Annotated in this window: 16 protein-coding genes; 14 read left to right on the top strand and 2 right to left on the bottom strand. The window is 59.8% G+C overall.

Going from position 1 to position 15,949, the window contains the following annotated elements; all coding sequences use genetic code 11:
- The first annotated feature begins 2 nt into the window (after nucleotides 1–2).
- Together J4D25_RS06510 and mtnC are read left to right on the top strand one after the other, a co-directional pair.
- Nucleotides 3–548 (top strand): acireductone dioxygenase, encoded by a 546-nt coding sequence (locus J4D25_RS06510; RefSeq protein WP_057715746.1) that lies wholly within the window; start codon nucleotides 3–5, stop codon nucleotides 546–548.
- Nucleotides 549–552: 4 nt separating this feature from the next.
- Nucleotides 553–1,236 carry an acireductone synthase gene (mtnC, locus tag J4D25_RS06505; protein ID WP_057715745.1) on the top strand — a complete coding sequence of 228 codons (684 nt, stop codon included), beginning with the start codon at nucleotides 553–555 and terminating at the stop codon, nucleotides 1,234–1,236.
- A 60-nt stretch (nucleotides 1,237–1,296) separates the two neighbouring features.
- Here the strand turns inward: mtnC and J4D25_RS06500 are convergent, their stop codons facing one another.
- Complete coding sequence (locus tag J4D25_RS06500) at nucleotides 1,297–1,575, bottom strand: DUF3509 domain-containing protein (RefSeq protein WP_057715744.1); 279 nt, start codon at nucleotides 1,573–1,575, stop codon at nucleotides 1,297–1,299.
- 357 nt (nucleotides 1,576–1,932) lie between these two features.
- Between J4D25_RS06500 and J4D25_RS06495 the strand changes: the two genes are divergently transcribed.
- From J4D25_RS06495 to J4D25_RS06450, 10 genes are all read left to right on the top strand, one after another.
- Nucleotides 1,933–3,771 (top strand): long-chain-acyl-CoA synthetase, encoded by a 1,839-nt coding sequence (locus J4D25_RS06495; protein WP_057715743.1) that lies wholly within the window; start codon nucleotides 1,933–1,935, stop codon nucleotides 3,769–3,771.
- 97 nt (nucleotides 3,772–3,868) lie between these two features.
- Nucleotides 3,869–4,387: an ankyrin repeat domain-containing protein gene (locus J4D25_RS06490; protein WP_057715742.1), complete on the top strand. Its 519-nt coding sequence runs from the start codon at nucleotides 3,869–3,871 to the stop codon at nucleotides 4,385–4,387.
- Nucleotides 4,388–4,622: 235 nt separating this feature from the next.
- Complete coding sequence (locus J4D25_RS06485) at nucleotides 4,623–5,153, top strand: hypothetical protein (RefSeq protein ID WP_057715741.1); 531 nt, start codon at nucleotides 4,623–4,625, stop codon at nucleotides 5,151–5,153.
- Nucleotides 5,154–5,233: 80 nt separating this feature from the next.
- Nucleotides 5,234–5,425 carry a PLD nuclease N-terminal domain-containing protein gene (locus tag J4D25_RS06480; protein ID WP_057715740.1) on the top strand — a complete coding sequence of 64 codons (192 nt, stop codon included), beginning with the start codon at nucleotides 5,234–5,236 and terminating at the stop codon, nucleotides 5,423–5,425.
- Between the two features lie 160 nt (nucleotides 5,426–5,585).
- The gene (gene speE / locus J4D25_RS06475; RefSeq protein ID WP_057715739.1) at nucleotides 5,586–6,461 is read left to right on the top strand and encodes a polyamine aminopropyltransferase; all 876 of its coding nucleotides are present in this window, start codon (nucleotides 5,586–5,588) and stop codon (nucleotides 6,459–6,461) included.
- 216 nt (nucleotides 6,462–6,677) lie between these two features.
- The gene (locus J4D25_RS06470; RefSeq protein ID WP_057715738.1) at nucleotides 6,678–6,911 is read left to right on the top strand and encodes a hypothetical protein; all 234 of its coding nucleotides are present in this window, start codon (nucleotides 6,678–6,680) and stop codon (nucleotides 6,909–6,911) included.
- Nucleotides 6,912–7,121: 210 nt separating this feature from the next.
- Nucleotides 7,122–7,466 carry a ribonuclease E inhibitor RraB gene (locus tag J4D25_RS06465; RefSeq protein WP_007971898.1) on the top strand — a complete coding sequence of 115 codons (345 nt, stop codon included), beginning with the start codon at nucleotides 7,122–7,124 and terminating at the stop codon, nucleotides 7,464–7,466.
- Between the two features lie 365 nt (nucleotides 7,467–7,831).
- Nucleotides 7,832–9,241 carry a circularly permuted type 2 ATP-grasp protein gene (locus J4D25_RS06460; protein WP_057715737.1) on the top strand — a complete coding sequence of 470 codons (1,410 nt, stop codon included), beginning with the start codon at nucleotides 7,832–7,834 and terminating at the stop codon, nucleotides 9,239–9,241.
- Nucleotides 9,242–9,253: 12 nt separating this feature from the next.
- Nucleotides 9,254–10,204 (top strand): alpha-E domain-containing protein, encoded by a 951-nt coding sequence (locus tag J4D25_RS06455; protein ID WP_057715736.1) that lies wholly within the window; start codon nucleotides 9,254–9,256, stop codon nucleotides 10,202–10,204.
- On the top strand, nucleotides 10,201–11,010 hold the full coding sequence (locus J4D25_RS06450; protein ID WP_057715735.1) for a transglutaminase family protein: 810 nt from the start codon (nucleotides 10,201–10,203) through the stop codon (nucleotides 11,008–11,010). The genes J4D25_RS06455 and J4D25_RS06450 overlap by 4 nt, the downstream gene beginning before the upstream one ends.
- 120 nt (nucleotides 11,011–11,130) lie before the next feature.
- Here the strand turns inward: J4D25_RS06450 and J4D25_RS06445 are convergent, their stop codons facing one another.
- The gene (locus J4D25_RS06445) at nucleotides 11,131–11,952 is read right to left on the bottom strand and encodes a cytochrome c (RefSeq protein ID WP_057715734.1); all 822 of its coding nucleotides are present in this window, start codon (nucleotides 11,950–11,952) and stop codon (nucleotides 11,131–11,133) included.
- 595 nt (nucleotides 11,953–12,547) lie between these two features.
- On the opposite strand from J4D25_RS06445, the gene J4D25_RS06440 reads away from it, so the two are divergent.
- Both J4D25_RS06440 and J4D25_RS06435 read left to right on the top strand, forming a co-directional pair.
- On the top strand, nucleotides 12,548–13,753 hold the full coding sequence (locus J4D25_RS06440) for an acetyl-CoA C-acetyltransferase (RefSeq protein WP_057715733.1): 1,206 nt from the start codon (nucleotides 12,548–12,550) through the stop codon (nucleotides 13,751–13,753).
- Between the two features lie 24 nt (nucleotides 13,754–13,777).
- Nucleotides 13,778–15,922: a 3-hydroxyacyl-CoA dehydrogenase NAD-binding domain-containing protein gene (locus J4D25_RS06435; protein ID WP_057715732.1), complete on the top strand. Its 2,145-nt coding sequence runs from the start codon at nucleotides 13,778–13,780 to the stop codon at nucleotides 15,920–15,922.
- The last annotated feature ends 27 nt before the right edge of the window (nucleotides 15,923–15,949 follow it).

The following is a 15,949-nucleotide window of genomic DNA, read 5'->3' as shown; positions in this document are numbered from 1 at the left end:
TGATGAGCAGCCTGTCCGTCTATCACGTCTCCAGCCCTGAAATCCCCAACAAGGTGCTGACCCATTTCGAAGACATCGCCTCGACCCTGGCCGAGCAGGGCGTACGCTTCGACCGCTGGCAAGCCGCGGCGAAGATCCAGCCGGGCGCCACTCAGGACGAAGTGATTGCCGCCTACCAGGAGCAAATCGACAAGCTGATGACCGAGCGCGGTTACGTCACTGTCGACGTGATCAGCCTCAACAGCGATCACCCGCAAAAAGCCGAACTGCGTGCCAAGTTCCTCGACGAACATCGCCACGGCGAAGATGAAGTACGATTTTTCGTTGCCGGCCGTGGCCTGTTTACCCTGCACATCGACGATTACGTCTACGCGGTGCTGTGCGAGAAAAACGACCTGATCTCGGTACCGGCCGGAACCAAACACTGGTTCGACATGGGCGAGCATCCGCACTTCGTCGCGATCCGTCTGTTCAACAACCCGGAAGGTTGGGTGGCCAATTTCACCGGCGAAGACATCGCCAGCCAATTCCCGCGCCTGGAGGACTGAGTCGATGCCGATCAAAGCGATTCTCACCGACATCGAAGGCACCACCAGCGCGGTGAGTTTTGTGTTCGACGTGCTGTTCCCCTATGCCGCCAAACACTTGCCGGCGTTTGTCCGTCAGCATGCCGAACGCGCCGATGTGGCGGAGCAACTGGCTGCCGTGCGCCGCGACAGCAACGAACCGGACGCCGACGTCGAGCGGGTCGTCGAGATCCTGTTGGGCTGGATCGCTGAAGACCGCAAGGCCACGCCGCTGAAAGCATTGCAGGGCATGGTCTGGGAGCAGGGCTATCAGGCCGGGCAGTTGAAGGGACATGTGTACCCGGACGCCGTTGAAGCGCTCAAGCGCTGGCATCGGGACGGCTTTCAACTGTTTGTTTATTCGTCCGGTTCGATCCAGGCCCAGCGGTTGATCTTCGGCTGCTCAGAGGCGGGGGATCTGACGCCACTGTTCAGCGGCTATTTCGATACCACTTCGGGCCCCAAGCGCGAGGCGCAGTCCTACGCCAACATCACTCAGGCGATCAACCTTGAGGCGGGGCAGATTCTGTTTCTGTCGGACATCGTCGAAGAACTCGACGCGGCGCGCATGGCGGGGATGGCCACTTGCGGGCTGGCCCGCGAGGGTGGGGAACTGGCGGGGCATGTCACCGTGGACAGCTTTGCGCGGATAAATCCCGCCAATTTCTAAACGCCGCAAAACCTGTGGGAGCGAGCCTGCTCGCTCCCACAGTGTTTTTCCCACAACTGTTTAAAGCGAGTGATAGGTCGGCAGGGCAAACCGTTGCTGGCTCTGCAGCATGGAAATCTGCGGCAGTTCACTGGCTTGTTCGGCGAGGTCGCGGCGAATCGCACTGATGACCCACGTCAGTTGGTCGCCATTGTGCAATTGCTGATAGGAAATCGAGCGCTTGAACACCTTGCCTTCGCCGCCGCTCAGGGTCAGCAGGATCCCACCGTCAGGCCGGGCATGGGTGGTGACTTCGAAGTTGGAGAACAGGGACGAAAATTTTTCCTGAATCAGGTTCATTTCTTTCAGCTCCGTTGGCTCTTGAATGACAAGCATACGGAGAGGGTTGCAGTGATTGTGCCAGTATGGGCTGTTTGTAAATTATCTTATAAAACAACAAGTTAGTATCTGTGGTGATTTTTGCTTTCGTGCATTCTGCATGAACGGCCATCGTGCATCCTGCATTTTGCGAGGTCGCTCGGCGATTCGATGGAACCATTGCGTGTGCGGGGGTTCACGATTGGCCCTGTATCAATCGCAGATCAAGATCGCAGATACAAAACATTTCAAAAACCGCGTGTACAGCTCAAGAACCGTTGACGTATTTTCGGGTTCAGTCATCGCAGCCCGACAATAAAAAGATCGAACGGGAGCATCATGAGTCGCACGTCGAACGACACGATTACCTGGAGCATGATGCTCCGCAAGCTGCCTTCCATCGCCAAGGCCATCCCCCGGGTGGTGAGGGGCATGAAGGCCGCCAACGTCAAGGACCCGACCCAGGCGTGTGGTTTGGGCTGGAGTTTCGAGCAAGCCACGTTGCGCAACCCGGATGGCCCGGCGCTGTTGCAAGGTGACGTAACGCTCAGTTACTCCGAGGTCAACCAATGGGCCAATCGCATCGCCCATCACCTGATCGGCCAAGGCATCGGCAAGGGTGATGTGGTGGCGGTCTTCATCGAGAACCGCCCGGAATTGCTGGTGACGATTCTGGCGGTGGCCAAGGTCGGCGCGATCAGTGCGCTGCTCAATACCTCGCAGACTCGCGACACTCTGGTACACAGTGTGAACCTGGTGGCACCGGTGGCGATCATTGTCGGTGAGGAGTTGGTCCCGGCGTACCTGGCGGTGCGTGAGCGGGTGTCGATCAAGGCTGCGCGAACCTGGTTCGTTGCCGATCAGGACACCTCTCGCCAACCCGGTATCGCACCTGAAGGTTTCATCAACCTGATGACCGTCAGCCTCGACGACGCCAGCGACAACCCGGCCAGCAGCCAGCAGATTTTCTTCGACGATCCCTGCTTTTATATCTACACCTCGGGCACCACGGGGCTGCCCAAGGCCGGCGTGTTCAAGCACGGTCGCTGGATGCGCAGCTCTGCGAGCTTCGGCATGATCGCCCTGGACATGCGCCCCGAGGATGTCGTCTATTGCACCTTGCCGCTGTACCACGCCACGGGCCTTTGCGTGTGCTGGGGTTCGGCCGTCAGTGGGGCCAGCGGGTTCGCCATCCGCCGCAAATTCAGCGCCAGTCAGTTCTGGAACGATGCGCGCAAGTACCGGGCGACCACCATCGGTTATGTCGGCGAACTGTGCCGCTACCTGGTCGATCAACCGCCCAGCTCCGAGGACAGCCGGCACGATGTGAAGAAAATGATCGGCAACGGCTTGCGCCCCGGCGCCTGGAGCGAGTTCAAGACCCGCTTTGCGGTGAATCACATCTGCGAGCTGTACGCTGCCAGCGACGGCAATATCGGTTTCACCAACATTCTCAATTTCGACAACACCATCGGCTTTTCCCTGATGTCCTGGGAGTTGGTCGCGTACGACCATGACAGCGGCGCGCCGATTCGACAGGCCAATGGCCTGATGCGCAAGGTCGCCAAGGGTGAGCAGGGGTTGTTGCTGGCAAAAATCGACGACAAGGCCCCCCTGGACGGTTACACCGATCCGCAGAAAACCGCCAAGGTCGTGCTTCAGGATGTGTTCGAAAAGGGAGACCGCTACTTCAACACCGGCGACCTGTTGCGCAACATCGGCTTTGGGCATGCACAGTTTGTCGACCGCCTGGGCGACACCTACCGCTGGAAGGGCGAAAACGTTTCGACCACGGAGGTCGAAAACATCCTCCTGCAACACCCGCTTATTTCCGAAGCCGTGGCCTATGGCGTGGAAATCCGCAACACCAATGGTCGGGCCGGGATGGCGGCGATTACTCCCGCCGAATCCCTGGCAACCCTGGACTTCAGTGAGCTGCTGGCCTTCGCCCGCGAGCAGATGCCGGCCTATGCGGTGCCGTTGTTCCTGCGGGTGAAAGTGAAAATGGAAACCACCGGGACGTTCAAATATCAGAAGACCCGACTCAAGGACGAGGCCTTCGACCCGGGTAAAACCGGCGATGACCCGATCTATGCCTGGCTGCCGGGGACACAGACTTATGTACAGGTCACGGAGCAGTTGTTGTCCGACATTCACGGCGGCAAGTACCGCTATTGAATCTGACTATGGCGGCCCATGAGAAAAAACAAGTGACAGTGCCGGGGGCGCTCGGGAAACTGTCGGTTTTTACGAATGACAGAAAAGGGAGTGCCCAATGTCAGACAAAAGCCGCCAGATGACCCCCGAAGAAGCCGCCGAATTTACCGAACAGGTATTCAACAAGGCACGGGAGGGCGATGCGGCGATGATGGCCGCGCTGCTGACCAAGGGTTTGCCGCCGAACCTGCGTAACCACAAGGGCGATACCTTGCTGATGCTGGCCGCGTATCACGGGCATGTGGACACGGTAAAAGTCCTGCTGGAGCACAAGGCCGACCCGGAGATCCGCAACGACAACGGCCAGAGCCCGATTGCCGGTGCCGCCTTCAAGGGCGACCTGGCGGTGATCAAGGCCTTGGTCGATGGCGGCGCCCAGGTTGAAGGCTCGTCCTTCGATGGCCGCACGGCGCTGATGATGGCGGCGATGTTCAACCGCGTCGAAGTGGTCGATTACCTGATCAGCAAGGGCGCCGACCCGAAAGCCAAGGACGCCAATGGCATCACCGCGCTGGAGGCTGCCAGGACCATGGGGGCTTCCGATACCGTTGCGCAGCTTGAGAAGCTGATTGGCTGATATCGAATGACTTGAGGCTGTTAATCCCAATTGTGGCGAGGGGGCTTGCCCCCGTTCGGCTGCGAAGCAGTCGTAGAATCAGCATATGCGGTCTTTCTGATGTACCCCAATTGAATCTTTTGGGGCCGCTTCGCGACCCAACGGGGGCAAGCCCCCTCGCCACAGGTCCGCATTTCCCTCATTAATGCGCTATCCTTCGCGCCCTCAAAATTCACCTCGCTACAGGATCCTCCCCATGAAAGCCGCACTCGTCGAACTCATCAGCAAAATCAGCTCCGGGTGCATGGGCGAAGACGAAATCCTCAAGGTCGCGGACGAAGCGGCCCAGGCCTACGCCGATCCCGAGGCTTTTCTGACGGCCAATCCGGACATCAACTACGACGAAACCTTCCCGATCCCGCTGGGTGAGTGGGTGGTGGTTGGCAGCCTGCCGGAAACGGTGCTGTTCCAGGCTGACACTTACGTGGACCTGTTCGCGCAGATCGTCGCCTCGTTCGGCCCGGGTGTGGAGTTCAATCTCAAGCCCAAGCAACTGGCCAGGACCGAAGCCCTGACCGCGCTCAACCGCATCCAGGTGCAGATGAGCAGCATGAACAAGGAAAACGGTGGCTACACGCTGATGAACTTCAGCCAGTTGCTCGATGACGAGTTGCAGGTGGTCCTGGTCTACGGCAACGACGTGCCACGGGTGCTGGAATTGTGCACCGAAGTGGGCATTACAGCCGCTCCTTCCCTGGAAGCCCTGAAAGTGGCGATCCACGTCTGATCCAGACACTGTCAATAAAAAGGAATCCTCGCGACGACCGTCTATCCTGAGGGGGCATATCACTTTTCGGGAGCGTCACCATGGGTTCTACGTTCAACAGCCTGGTTGCCTTGATCATTTTTGTCCTGGACATCTGGGCCATCATCAACGTCTTCAAAAGTAGTGCCGGGACTGGGATGAAAATCCTCTGGGTACTGCTGATCGCGCTGTTGCCGGTGCTGGGACTGATCATCTGGGCCATTGCCGGGCCGCGGGGCAACGTCAAACTCTGAACAGGCTCCCACAGGATTGTGGAATGCTGATCAACAGAGGTTCGACCTGTCATGTTGCGCGACGTAGAATGCGCGCCTTTCCCGGCCAATCGAGACGCTCGATTGGCCATCATGGGCGGGTAACCGTCCGTTGCCACCCGCATTCATCGGAGCACTTCCCATGAGCAACATCCCTGCCAGCGACTACCTGGAAACCCTCTACGAAGGCTACGGCCAGCGTTTTCGCATGGAAAAACTGCTGCACGAAGTGCGCACCGAGCACCAGCACCTGGTGATCTTCGAAAACCCGCGCATGGGCCGGGTGATGGCGCTGGACGGCGTGATCCAGACCACCGAAGCCGACGAATTCATCTACCACGAAATGCTCACCCACGTGCCGATCCTGGCGCACGGTGCCGCCAAGCGCGTGCTGATCATCGGCGGCGGTGACGGCGGCATGTTGCGTGAAGTGGCCAAGCACCGCAGCGTCGAGCACATCACCATGGTCGAGATCGACGGCACCGTGGTCGACATGTGCAAGGAATTCCTGCCGAATCACTCCAAGGGTGCATTCGATGATCCACGCCTGAACCTGGTGATCGACGACGGCATGCGTTTCGTCGCTACCACCACTGAAAAGTTCGACGTGATCATTTCTGACTCCACCGATCCGATCGGACCGGGCGAAGTGCTGTTCTCGGAAAACTTCTACCAGGCTTGCCACCGCTGCCTGAACGAAGGCGGCATCCTGGTGACCCAGAACGGCACGCCGTTCATGCAGATCGAAGAAGTGAAGACCACCGCCGGTCGCCTGCGCAGCCTGTTCCCGGACTGGCACTTCTATCAGGCCGCCGTACCGACCTACATCGGTGGCTCGATGACCTTCGCCTGGGGCGCCACCAATACCGCTTATCGCAAGTTGTCCCGCGAAACCCTGCAACAGCGCTTCGCGGGCAGCGGCATCATCACCCGCTACTACAATCCTGAAATCCACATCGGCGCCTTCGCCTTGCCGCAATACGTGTTGCAGGCAGTGAACAAGCCAAGTAACGACTGATGGATTGAAACGCAGACCTGTAGGAGCGAGCCTGCTCGCGATGGACGTGAACGATGACGCGGGATGTCTGATTTAACGCGGCGTTCTCAAGTTTTTCGCGAGCAGGCTCGCTCCTACAGAAATTTGCGATGGGTGCAGATCCACCGGAACAATTAGCCAGCTAACAAGGTCGAGATAGAGGTAGGCCCATCCATGGGTTTTATCGAGGAGGCACCAATGCAAAAGTGGAAAGTCACCTTCGTAGATGATCACGGCGAACAAGTTGACGAAGTGTTCGAAAGCGCGGAATGCCCGAACAACGAGCAAGCCGCCAAACTCATCCGCGCGCGTCGCCTGCCAGTTGCTGCCGAACTCGACCTCAATGATCTGGAGGGGCGCACCGACAATCCGACGGTCAAAAGCCTGAAACTCCAGAACAGCATTCAAATCCTCGGCATTACTCCAATCTGAACGACACCTGTCGCATTCGCATCCAGGCCTTGGCACGGGCTCTGTCTTGAGGCTACTCTGCAAGCGAGATCAGCGAATGAATCGCTAAGGTCTGGTCTTGTCAGCTCCATGCTTGTTTCCCGCCGGCACATCGGTTGCCGTCGCTCGCGCTGTTCGGTTGCGGGTGAGGGAGTACGGAAAGTCTATCCATCGTTTTGAGGAGGACGTTTCATGAGCACAGCCTATCAAGAAGACATCAGCAGCAGCGTGCTGCGCCGCATGAAAGAAGGCGGTTTTGACTTTTCACGGTTTCATCCCATCGAGTTCTACGCCATTTTCCCGGATGAGGAGCGGGCACGCAGGGCGGCAGGTCATTTCCACCGTGGTGAATCCCTGGATGCGCAAGTCAGTGTGCGCGACGACGGCGCTTGGGCGCTGGAGCTGTGCAAGGTCATGTATGCCACCTACGACGATATCGGCGACTTCGAACAGGGTTTCGAAGCAGTGGTCGAGCCTCTGGGCGGCATCATCGAAGGCTGGGGTGTGAAACAGGAGGTACGAGGGCGACTCGCATAACCTTATGAACAGTGACAATCAGCAATCACGGCTGACCTTCGGGTTGGCCGTTTTCATTTGTGGGCGTTGGAGACCAAAAAAAAACCGCCAGGGCAGGCGGCTAAAAGGGAAGTTCGGTGAGCTTTTCAGCGAATGCCTGGATTATCCGTACCCATTGCCGGGCAGTGAAATCAACTCTGACTATGCTGGTGATAGGCGACCACCACGCCTTGCAATGAAGCGGGGGCGATCAGGTTGGGGCATTTACCGCACAGGATTGGTGCGGTACGTGCGCGTTGATTATCCAACCGATTGAAATTTAAGCGTTTATGCCGATGGCACGGGCCTTGCGAAGGTCTGGACGTCCGAGTGACAAGGAGTACGGCATGATCCGCAACTATTTTGATGAGATGTACGATGCCGGCGGCCAGGTCCGCCCGCATTATCGGGAGTTTGCCCGTTGGCTGGCCGAGACGCCTGACGAGCTTCTGGCACAACGGCGACGCGAGGCCGATCTGTTGTTTCATCGCGCCGGGATTACCTTCACGCTCTACGGGGACGAGCAGGGCACAGAGCGCCTGATTCCCTTCGACACCATTCCACGCAGCATCCCCGCCAGCGAATGGCGGATTGTCGAACGCGGCTGCATCCAGCGGGTCAAGGCGTTGAACATGTTCCTCGCCGACCTTTACCACGAGCAGCGCATCATCAAGGCCGGCATCATTCCGGCCGAGCAGGTGCTGGCCAACGAACAGTACCAGTTGGCGATGCAGGGCCTGGACCTGCACCGCGATATCTATTCGCACATCTCCGGCGTCGACCTGGTGCGCGACGGCGACGGCACCTACTACGTGCTCGAAGACAATCTGCGTACGCCGAGCGGCGTCAGCTACATGCTCGAAGATCGCAAGATGATGATGCGCCTGTTTCCCGAGTTGTTCGCGGCGCAACGCATTGCCCCCATCGACCACTACCCGAACTTGCTGCTCGACACCCTGAAAAGTTCAAGCCCGATCGATAACCCGAGCGTGGTGGTGCTGACGCCGGGGCGCTTCAACAGTGCGTTCTTCGAACATGCGTTCCTGGCGCGGGAAATGGGCGTGGAACTGGTGGAGGGCGCGGACCTGTTCGTGCGGGACGACAAGGTCTACATGCGCACCACCGACGGGCCGAAAGCGGTCGACGTGATTTATCGTCGCCTCGACGACGCCTTCCTCGATCCACTGGCCTTCAACCCGGAATCGATGCTCGGTGTGCCGGGGCTGCTGTCGTCCTACCGTTCCGGCAACGTGGTGCTGGCCAATGCCATTGGCACGGGGGTAGCGGACGACAAATCGGTGTATCCGTTCGTTACCGACATGATCCGTTTCTACCTCGATGAAGAACCGATCCTGAAGAACGTGCCGACCTGGCAATGCCGTAATCCGTCTGAGCTTTCCCATGTGCTGGCCAATCTTCCAGAACTGGTGGTCAAGGAAACCCAAGGCTCCGGCGGGTACGGAATGCTGGTGGGGCCGGCGGCGACGGCGGCGGAAATCGAAGCCTTCCGTGCGCGGATCATCGCCAAGCCCCATGCGTATATCGCGCAACCGACGCTGTCGCTGTCGACCTGTCCGACCTTTGTCGAAAACGGCATTGCGCCACGCCACATCGACTTGCGGCCGTTTGTCCTGTCGGGTCGTGAAACCCGGGTCGTGCCCGGCGGCTTGACCCGCGTCGCCCTGCGCGAGGGCTCACTGGTGGTCAATTCCTCCCAGGGCGGTGGAACCAAGGACACCTGGGTGGTCGAGGATTAAAGGAAGCCTGTCATGTTAAGTAGAACTGCCTCGGATTTGTATTGGATGTCGCGTTACCTGGAGCGGGCGGAAAACCTCGCCCGGATGCTCGACATCAGCTATTCGCTGTCGCTGATGCCGCAGGACGGTCGTGGCGACGGTTTGCACGAACTGGCCATGCCGCTGTTGATCACCGGCACCCTGGACGATTACCTGGAGCGTCATGGCGAACTGCATGCCGAACGGCTGCTGCATTTCTTCGCCCTGGATGCGGCCAACCCGGCGAGCATCTACAGCTGTCTCGGTGCGGCAAGGGCCAGCGCCCATGCGGTGCGAGGGCGCATCACCGCCGACATGTGGGAAAACATCAACGCCACCTGGCTGGAAATTCGCGGCATCGCCGAACAGGGCCTCAGTCGCTACGGCATGAGCCGTTTCTGCGAGTGGATCAAGGAACGTTCCCACCTGTTCCGGGGGGCGTCCTACGGCACCATCATGCGTAACGATGCGTTTCGCTTCATTCGTCTGGGGACCTTTATCGAACGGGCGGACAACACCTTGCGCCTGCTCGATGCCCGCTACGAAATGGCCGGCGATCAGGCCGAAGCGGTCAGCGATGGCACCGCTCACGCGTATTACCAGTGGAGCGCGTTGTTGCGGGCGTTGTCGTCGTTCGAGGCCTACACGGAAATCTACCGCGACGCCCCCGGCGCCAGGCATGTGGCGGAGTTGCTGTTGCTGCGGGCCGATGTACCGCGATCCTTGCGCGCCTGCACCGAAGAAATCGACCAGATTCTCTCGCAATTGCCGGGGGCCAACGGTCGCCCGGCACAACGCCTGGCGGCAGAAATGGACGCACGCCTGCGCTACACCGGCATCCATGAAATTCTCGAAGAAGGCCTGCACGCCTGGCTGACCGAGTTCATCCCGCTGGTGCGCCAGTTGGGTAACGCGATTCACAGTTCTTATCTGGAGGCCGCATGAGACTTTCCATTAGCCACGAAACCACCTATCACTACGAAGACAAGGTGCGGGCGAGCATCCAGTATCTGCGCCTGACCCCCCACGACAGCGAGCGCCAGCACGTGCTCAGCTGGCAGCTCGACCTGCCGCGTCCGGTGCGGGCGCAACTCGATCCGTTCGGCAACATCCTGCATGTGCTGACCATGGACGAGCCCCATGAGGCGATCATCATCGGTGCCCGTGGCCAGGTCGATATCGACGAATTGCGTGAGGCCGAACACGAGAGCCAGTCGGCACTGCCGTTTCTGCGCTTCACCCGTTTGACCGAAGCCGACGCCGCCCTGCGTGCGTTCGCCGAGAAGGAATGCAGGCAACGTCGCGATCGCACGGCGCTGATCGATCTGATGCACGGCCTCAACCAGCATATGACCTACACACCGGGCTCCACGGAAGTGGACACCAGCGCGGCCCAGGCCTTTGCCGGACGGTCCGGCGTGTGCCAAGACCACACCCACGCGTTTCTCGCCTGCACCCGCAGCCTGGGCATTCCAGCGCGTTATGTGTCGGGCTATCTGTACAGCGAAAACAGCGAACACCTGGCCAGCCACGCCTGGGCCGAAGCCTGGCTGGATGACGCCTGGTACAGCTTCGACGTGACCAATGAGCTGGCCCGGCCGGAACGCCATCTGAAACTGGCGGTGGGCCTGGATTACCTGGATGCCTGCCCGGTGCGCGGGATGCGCCGGGGCGGCGGGTGTGAGCAGATGCACGCCAAGGTGCTGGTGTCACCGACGCCAGCGCCGGTGATTTCAGTGCAGCAGCAGTAGGCGCGATACCAAGGAACCTTGTGGGAGCGAGCTTGCTCGCGATGGCGTCATTTCAGTCAATACTTTTGTGACTGATACACCGCTATCGCGAGCAAGCTCGCTCCCACAGGTACGATGTTGTTACGGCTTAACCTTGCGCCCGACCATATGCTGCAAATACCCCACCAGGCTCTGCAGATCCCCATCCGGCAACACCTCGGCCGAGAACCCGGGCATCTTCGCTTGCGGCCACTGGCGCAAACTCTGTGGATCGCGGATGTAGCGCTTGAGGAAGTCCGCACCGAAATACTCGGTCGGGTTGTACGGAATATTCAGGTCCGGCCCGAATTGCGCGTCCCCGGCGCCATTGAGTCGATGACACGCCAGGCAGTTCTTCTGGAACAACGCAAATCCCTTGTTCACCGGATCATCCGCCTTCAATGTCGGATCGGGCAGCAGTGCGGGAAAGCGCTCGGCCACGGGTGCCAGGCGTTTGATGCTCGCCACCTGGAATGGCCATTGTTCTGGGCTGATGTTGCCGGCCTGCGGATTGCTCCAGACCAGATAGAACGGCCCGGCGCCTGGCTTGCCTTCGGATAGCGGTGGCCAGGGTTTGGCCGGGTCTTCAATCGCCAGCCACGCCTGTGCACCCTGGGTATTGAGCAACGGCGCGGCTGTCATTTCGGCGGCAAAGCCATCCAGGGCCACGGCTTGCAGGTGGTCTTCAGGCTTGATGCCGGTCAGCAGTGCGGACAGCGGCACGGCGCGGTAACTCATGTCCCGCTTGTAGGAAACGTCGTTGCTGATGTCGATGGTTTGAACCTGAGGATGCTTGAGCAATTGCTCGGTCTGCCAGGTGCGACTGTTCGCGCCCAGCTCCAGGTTCAGCTGTGCGGCATACAGGGGCGAGCCGAACAGCGTGGCCCCGAGCAGAATGAGCATTTTCAAGTGATCGCCGTCCATGTCGTGCAAGTGCCGCAAAGATTGGCACAGCCACGCTGGCCCGGGTAGCGGGCCAGTCACATTTTGAGAGTGGCAATTCAAAAACTGTGACGCCGTAGCTTTATAGACGCGACTAGCCGATGACCTTGGTCAGGTTCGGCAATATCAACAACAGCGTGGTGGCGAAAAGGATGAGCCCGGCTTGACGTACTTTCGATTGTTTGAACATGGCTTGACCGCCTTTTTTGTTATTTCCTGATGCCTGCCCGCATAGCATCCATGATGGCAGCGCGTTGCACTTCCTGTAGTGACGAGTGCCTCGGCAAAACCCGACGACAACTTCGTACATGTTCACCTTAGAGCCCGCGATACGCTTGGCTTAGATCCATTTCGTATGGTGTTCTTCAAATTCGCGTTAAAAATAGCATGAGGCCTAGTGCCAGCTTCTTTGGCAGCCGTTGGCTAGACAGCTTGGTGTCCTGAACGGTAGCTGACTACCGTTCGTCTGAGCGTGAGCGTCAATGTCTGTGAGCGCTGCGGTCATTGAATCAAACGCAGCTCGGGCCAAGAGTGGACACTCGGTATTTACCCACCTGCACTGCGGTTCGAGGACGTCATGACCCAAGCATTGATTTTCGACGCGTTACGCACGCCCCGTGGCAAAGGCAAGGCCGATGGCGCCTTGCACAGCGTCAAACCGGTGAACCTGGTGGCTGGTTTGCTCACCGCACTGCAACAGCGCACAGCGCTGGACACCAGCCAGGTCGATGATGTGGTGCTTGGCTGCGTAACCCCGATTGGTGATCAAGGTTCCGACATCGCCAAGACTGCCGCTCAGGTGGCCGATTGGGATGTCAGCGTGGCGGGAGTACAGATCAACCGGTTCTGTGCTTCGGGGCTGGAGGCCGTGAACCTCGGCGCGATGAAAGTGCGTTCCGGTTTCGAAGACCTGGTGGTGGTCGGTGGTGTCGAGTCGATGTCCCGGGTGCCGATGGGCAGCGATGGCGGGGCCTGGGCGCTGGACCCGGCGACCAACCTGCACAGTCACTTCACGCCACAGGGCGTGGGTGCCGACCTGATCGCCACACTTGAAGGCTTCAGCCGTCAGGACGTCGATGCCTACGCCCTGCATTCCCAGCAAAAGGCTGCACGGGCGCGGGCCGATGGCTCGTTCAACAAATCGCTGGTGCCGGTGCAGGACCAGAACGGCATCATCCTGCTCGATCACGATGAGTTCATTCGCGCCGACTCGACCCTGGAAGGCCTGGGCAAGCTCAAGCCGAGTTTCGAGATGATGGGGCAGATGGGTTTCGATGCCACCGCGCTGCGGGTATACAGCCATGTCGAGCGGATCAACCATGTGCACACCCCCGGCAACAGCTCCGGGATTGTCGACGGCGCGGCGCTGATGCTCATCGGCTCCGAAGCCAAGGGCCGGGCGCTGGGCTTGCAGCCCCGGGCGCGGATTGTCGCCACGGCAGTCAGCAGCACCGATCCGACCATCATGCTCACCGGCCCCGCGCCGGCGACCCGCAAGGCGTTGGCCAAGGCCGGGCTGCGGGTCGAAGACATCGACCTGTTCGAGGTCAACGAGGCTTTCGCGTCGGTGGTGTTGAAATTCATCAAGGACATGGCCGTCGATCCGGACAAGGTCAATGTCAACGGCGGCTCAATCGCCATGGGCCACCCGCTGGGCGCCACTGGCTGCGCCATTCTCGGCACGCTGCTCGATGAGCTGGAAGCCCGGCGCCTGCGTTATGGCCTCGCGACCCTGTGTGTCGGCGGCGGCATGGGCATTGCCACCATCATCGAACGCCTCTGAGCCCGGACATCAAGGAACCCAGTTATGAGCGAAGCCATTCGTTACGAAAAAGACCAGGACCAGATCGTCGTCCTGACCATCGACATGCCGGGCCAGAGTGCCAACACCATGAACGCGGTGTACCGCGAAGCCATGGCGGACTGCGTTACGCGCCTGGTGGCCGACAAGGACAGCATCGCCGGTGTGATTATCACCTCGGCCAAGAAGACATTTTTCGCTGGCGGCGATCTCAACGAGCTGATCAAGGTTGGCAAACCCCAGGCCAAGGCCTTCTACGACATGGTGCTGAGCCTCAAGGGCCAGTTGCGCGCCCTGGAAACCCTCGGCAAGCCTGTGGTCGCGGCGATCAATGGCGCCGCACTGGGCGGCGGCTGGGAAATCTGCCTGGCCTGCCATCACCGCGTGGCGCTGGACCACCCGTCGGTGCAACTCGGCCTGCCGGAAGTCACCCTTGGCCTGCTGCCGGGTGGCGGAGGCGTGGTGCGCATGGTACGCATGCTCGGCCTGGAAAAAGCCCTGCCTTATTTGCTTGAAGGCAAGAAAGTGCGGCCACCACAGGCATTGCAGGCAGGATTGATCGACGCGCTGGCGACCGATCACGAAGACTTGTTGGCCAAGGCGCGGACGTGGATTCTGGCCAATCCAGCGGCGGTGCAGCGCTGGGACGTGAAGGGCTACCAGATTCCGGGCGGCACACCGTCAAACCCGAAAGTTGCGCAGATGCTGGCAATTGCGCCTTCGATCCTGCGCAGTAAAACCCAGGGCACGATGCCCGCGCCAGAGAAAATCCTCTGCGCAGCGGTCGAGGGCGCCCAGGTGGACTTCGACACGGCGAACTTGATCGAAACCCGCTACTTCACCGAACTGACCACCGGCCAGGTCTCGAAAAACCTGATTGGCACGTTCTGGTTCCAGCTCAACGAAATCAATGCCGGCGGCTCGCGGCCTCAAGGCTTTGCACCTTATGTCACCCGCAAGGTCGGCGTGCTCGGCGCCGGGATGATGGGCGCCGGTATTGCGTTTGTCAGTGCGTCGGCGGGGATCGATGTGGTGCTCAAGGACATCAACCTCGCGGCGGCGCAGAAGGGCAAGGCGCATTCGGCGGCGCTGCTGGACAAGAAGGTTGCTCGCGGACAAATAAGCATCGAGCAACGCGACACCGTTCTGTCACGCATTCAAACCAGCGAAAGCGATGCCGACCTGGCCGGTTGCGACCTGATCATCGAGGCCGTGTTCGAGGATCGAGATTTGAAGGCCAAAGTCTCGTTGGCGGCGCAGAAGGTCGTCGGCGCGGACGCGGTGATCGCCTCCAACACCTCGACCTTGCCGATCAGCGGCCTGGCGTGTGCCGTGCCCGATCAGAGCAAGTTCATCGGCCTGCATTTTTTCAGCCCCGTGGAAAAAATGCCGCTGGTGGAAATCATCAAGGGCGCCAACACCAGCGATGAAACCCTGGCCCGCGGCTTCGATTACGTCCTGCAAATCAAGAAAACCCCGATTGTGGTCAATGACAGCCGCGGTTTCTTCACGTCGCGGGTGTTCGGCACCTTCACCAATGAAGGCATTGCCATGCTGGGTGAGGGCGTGAGCGCGGCGATGATCGAGACTGAAGCGCGCAAGGCCGGCATGCCAGTAGGACCGCTGGCGATCTCTGACGAAGTTTCCCTCAGCCTGATGAACCATATCCGCCTGCAAACGGCCAAGGACCTGCAAGCAGAAGGCAAGCCGCTGACAGAACACCCGGCATTTACCGTGATTGACTTGTTGCTCAATGAGTTCAAACGTCCGGGCAAGGCTGGCGGTGGAGGTTTCTACGAGTATCCGGCGGGCGGCCAGAAACACCTGTGGCCTGAGTTGAAAACCCGCTTCGAGAAAGCCGACGGGCAGATTTCGCCCAAGGACGTGCGTGATCGCCTGCTGTTCGTGCAAGCCATCGAAACCGTGCGCTGTGTGGAGGAGGGGGTGTTGACCTCGACGGCGGATGCCAACGTTGGCTCGATCTTCGGCATCGGTTTCGCCGCCTGGACCGGCGGTGCGCTGCAGTTCATCAACCAGTACGGCGTGCAGGACTTTGTGGCCCGAGCCCAGTATCTGGCCACACAGTATGGCGAGCGGTTCGCGCCTCCCGCCTTGCTGCTGGAGAAGGCCGCCAAAGGGGAGGCGTTCTAAGGGGGAGATGATGCATTTCGGGGCTTG

The sequence above is a fragment of the Pseudomonas sp. GW456-L13 genome, assembly GCF_017350115.1.
Taxonomy (GTDB): domain Bacteria; phylum Pseudomonadota; class Gammaproteobacteria; order Pseudomonadales; family Pseudomonadaceae; genus Aquipseudomonas; species Aquipseudomonas jessenii.
This window is presented reverse-complemented; position numbering and strand designations above follow the sequence as displayed.

Bases quoted from the DNA above. Each gene is read 5' to 3' on its own strand.
- J4D25_RS06445 (WP_057715734.1), bottom strand. From the start codon at position 11,952: ATGGACGGCGATCACTTGAAAATGCTCATTCTGCTCGGGGCCACGCTG.
- J4D25_RS06495 (WP_057715743.1), top strand. From the start codon at position 1,933: ATGAGTCGCACGTCGAACGACACGATTACCTGGAGCATGATGCTCCGC.
- J4D25_RS06455 (WP_057715736.1), top strand. From the start codon at position 9,254: ATGTTAAGTAGAACTGCCTCGGATTTGTATTGGATGTCGCGTTACCTG.
- J4D25_RS06510 (WP_057715746.1), top strand. From the start codon at position 3: ATGAGCAGCCTGTCCGTCTATCACGTCTCCAGCCCTGAAATCCCCAAC.
- J4D25_RS06480 (WP_057715740.1), top strand. From the start codon at position 5,234: ATGGGTTCTACGTTCAACAGCCTGGTTGCCTTGATCATTTTTGTCCTG.
- J4D25_RS06470 (WP_057715738.1), top strand. From the start codon at position 6,678: ATGCAAAAGTGGAAAGTCACCTTCGTAGATGATCACGGCGAACAAGTT.
- J4D25_RS06450 (WP_057715735.1), top strand. From the start codon at position 10,201: ATGAGACTTTCCATTAGCCACGAAACCACCTATCACTACGAAGACAAG.
- J4D25_RS06490 (WP_057715742.1), top strand. From the start codon at position 3,869: ATGTCAGACAAAAGCCGCCAGATGACCCCCGAAGAAGCCGCCGAATTT.
- J4D25_RS06460 (WP_057715737.1), top strand. From the start codon at position 7,832: ATGATCCGCAACTATTTTGATGAGATGTACGATGCCGGCGGCCAGGTC.
- J4D25_RS06465 (WP_007971898.1), top strand. From the start codon at position 7,122: ATGAGCACAGCCTATCAAGAAGACATCAGCAGCAGCGTGCTGCGCCGC.
- J4D25_RS06500 (WP_057715744.1), bottom strand. From the start codon at position 1,575: ATGAACCTGATTCAGGAAAAATTTTCGTCCCTGTTCTCCAACTTCGAA.
- speE (WP_057715739.1), top strand. From the start codon at position 5,586: ATGAGCAACATCCCTGCCAGCGACTACCTGGAAACCCTCTACGAAGGC.
- J4D25_RS06440 (WP_057715733.1), top strand. From the start codon at position 12,548: ATGACCCAAGCATTGATTTTCGACGCGTTACGCACGCCCCGTGGCAAA.
- J4D25_RS06485 (WP_057715741.1), top strand. From the start codon at position 4,623: ATGAAAGCCGCACTCGTCGAACTCATCAGCAAAATCAGCTCCGGGTGC.
- mtnC (WP_057715745.1), top strand. From the start codon at position 553: ATGCCGATCAAAGCGATTCTCACCGACATCGAAGGCACCACCAGCGCG.
- J4D25_RS06435 (WP_057715732.1), top strand. From the start codon at position 13,778: ATGAGCGAAGCCATTCGTTACGAAAAAGACCAGGACCAGATCGTCGTC.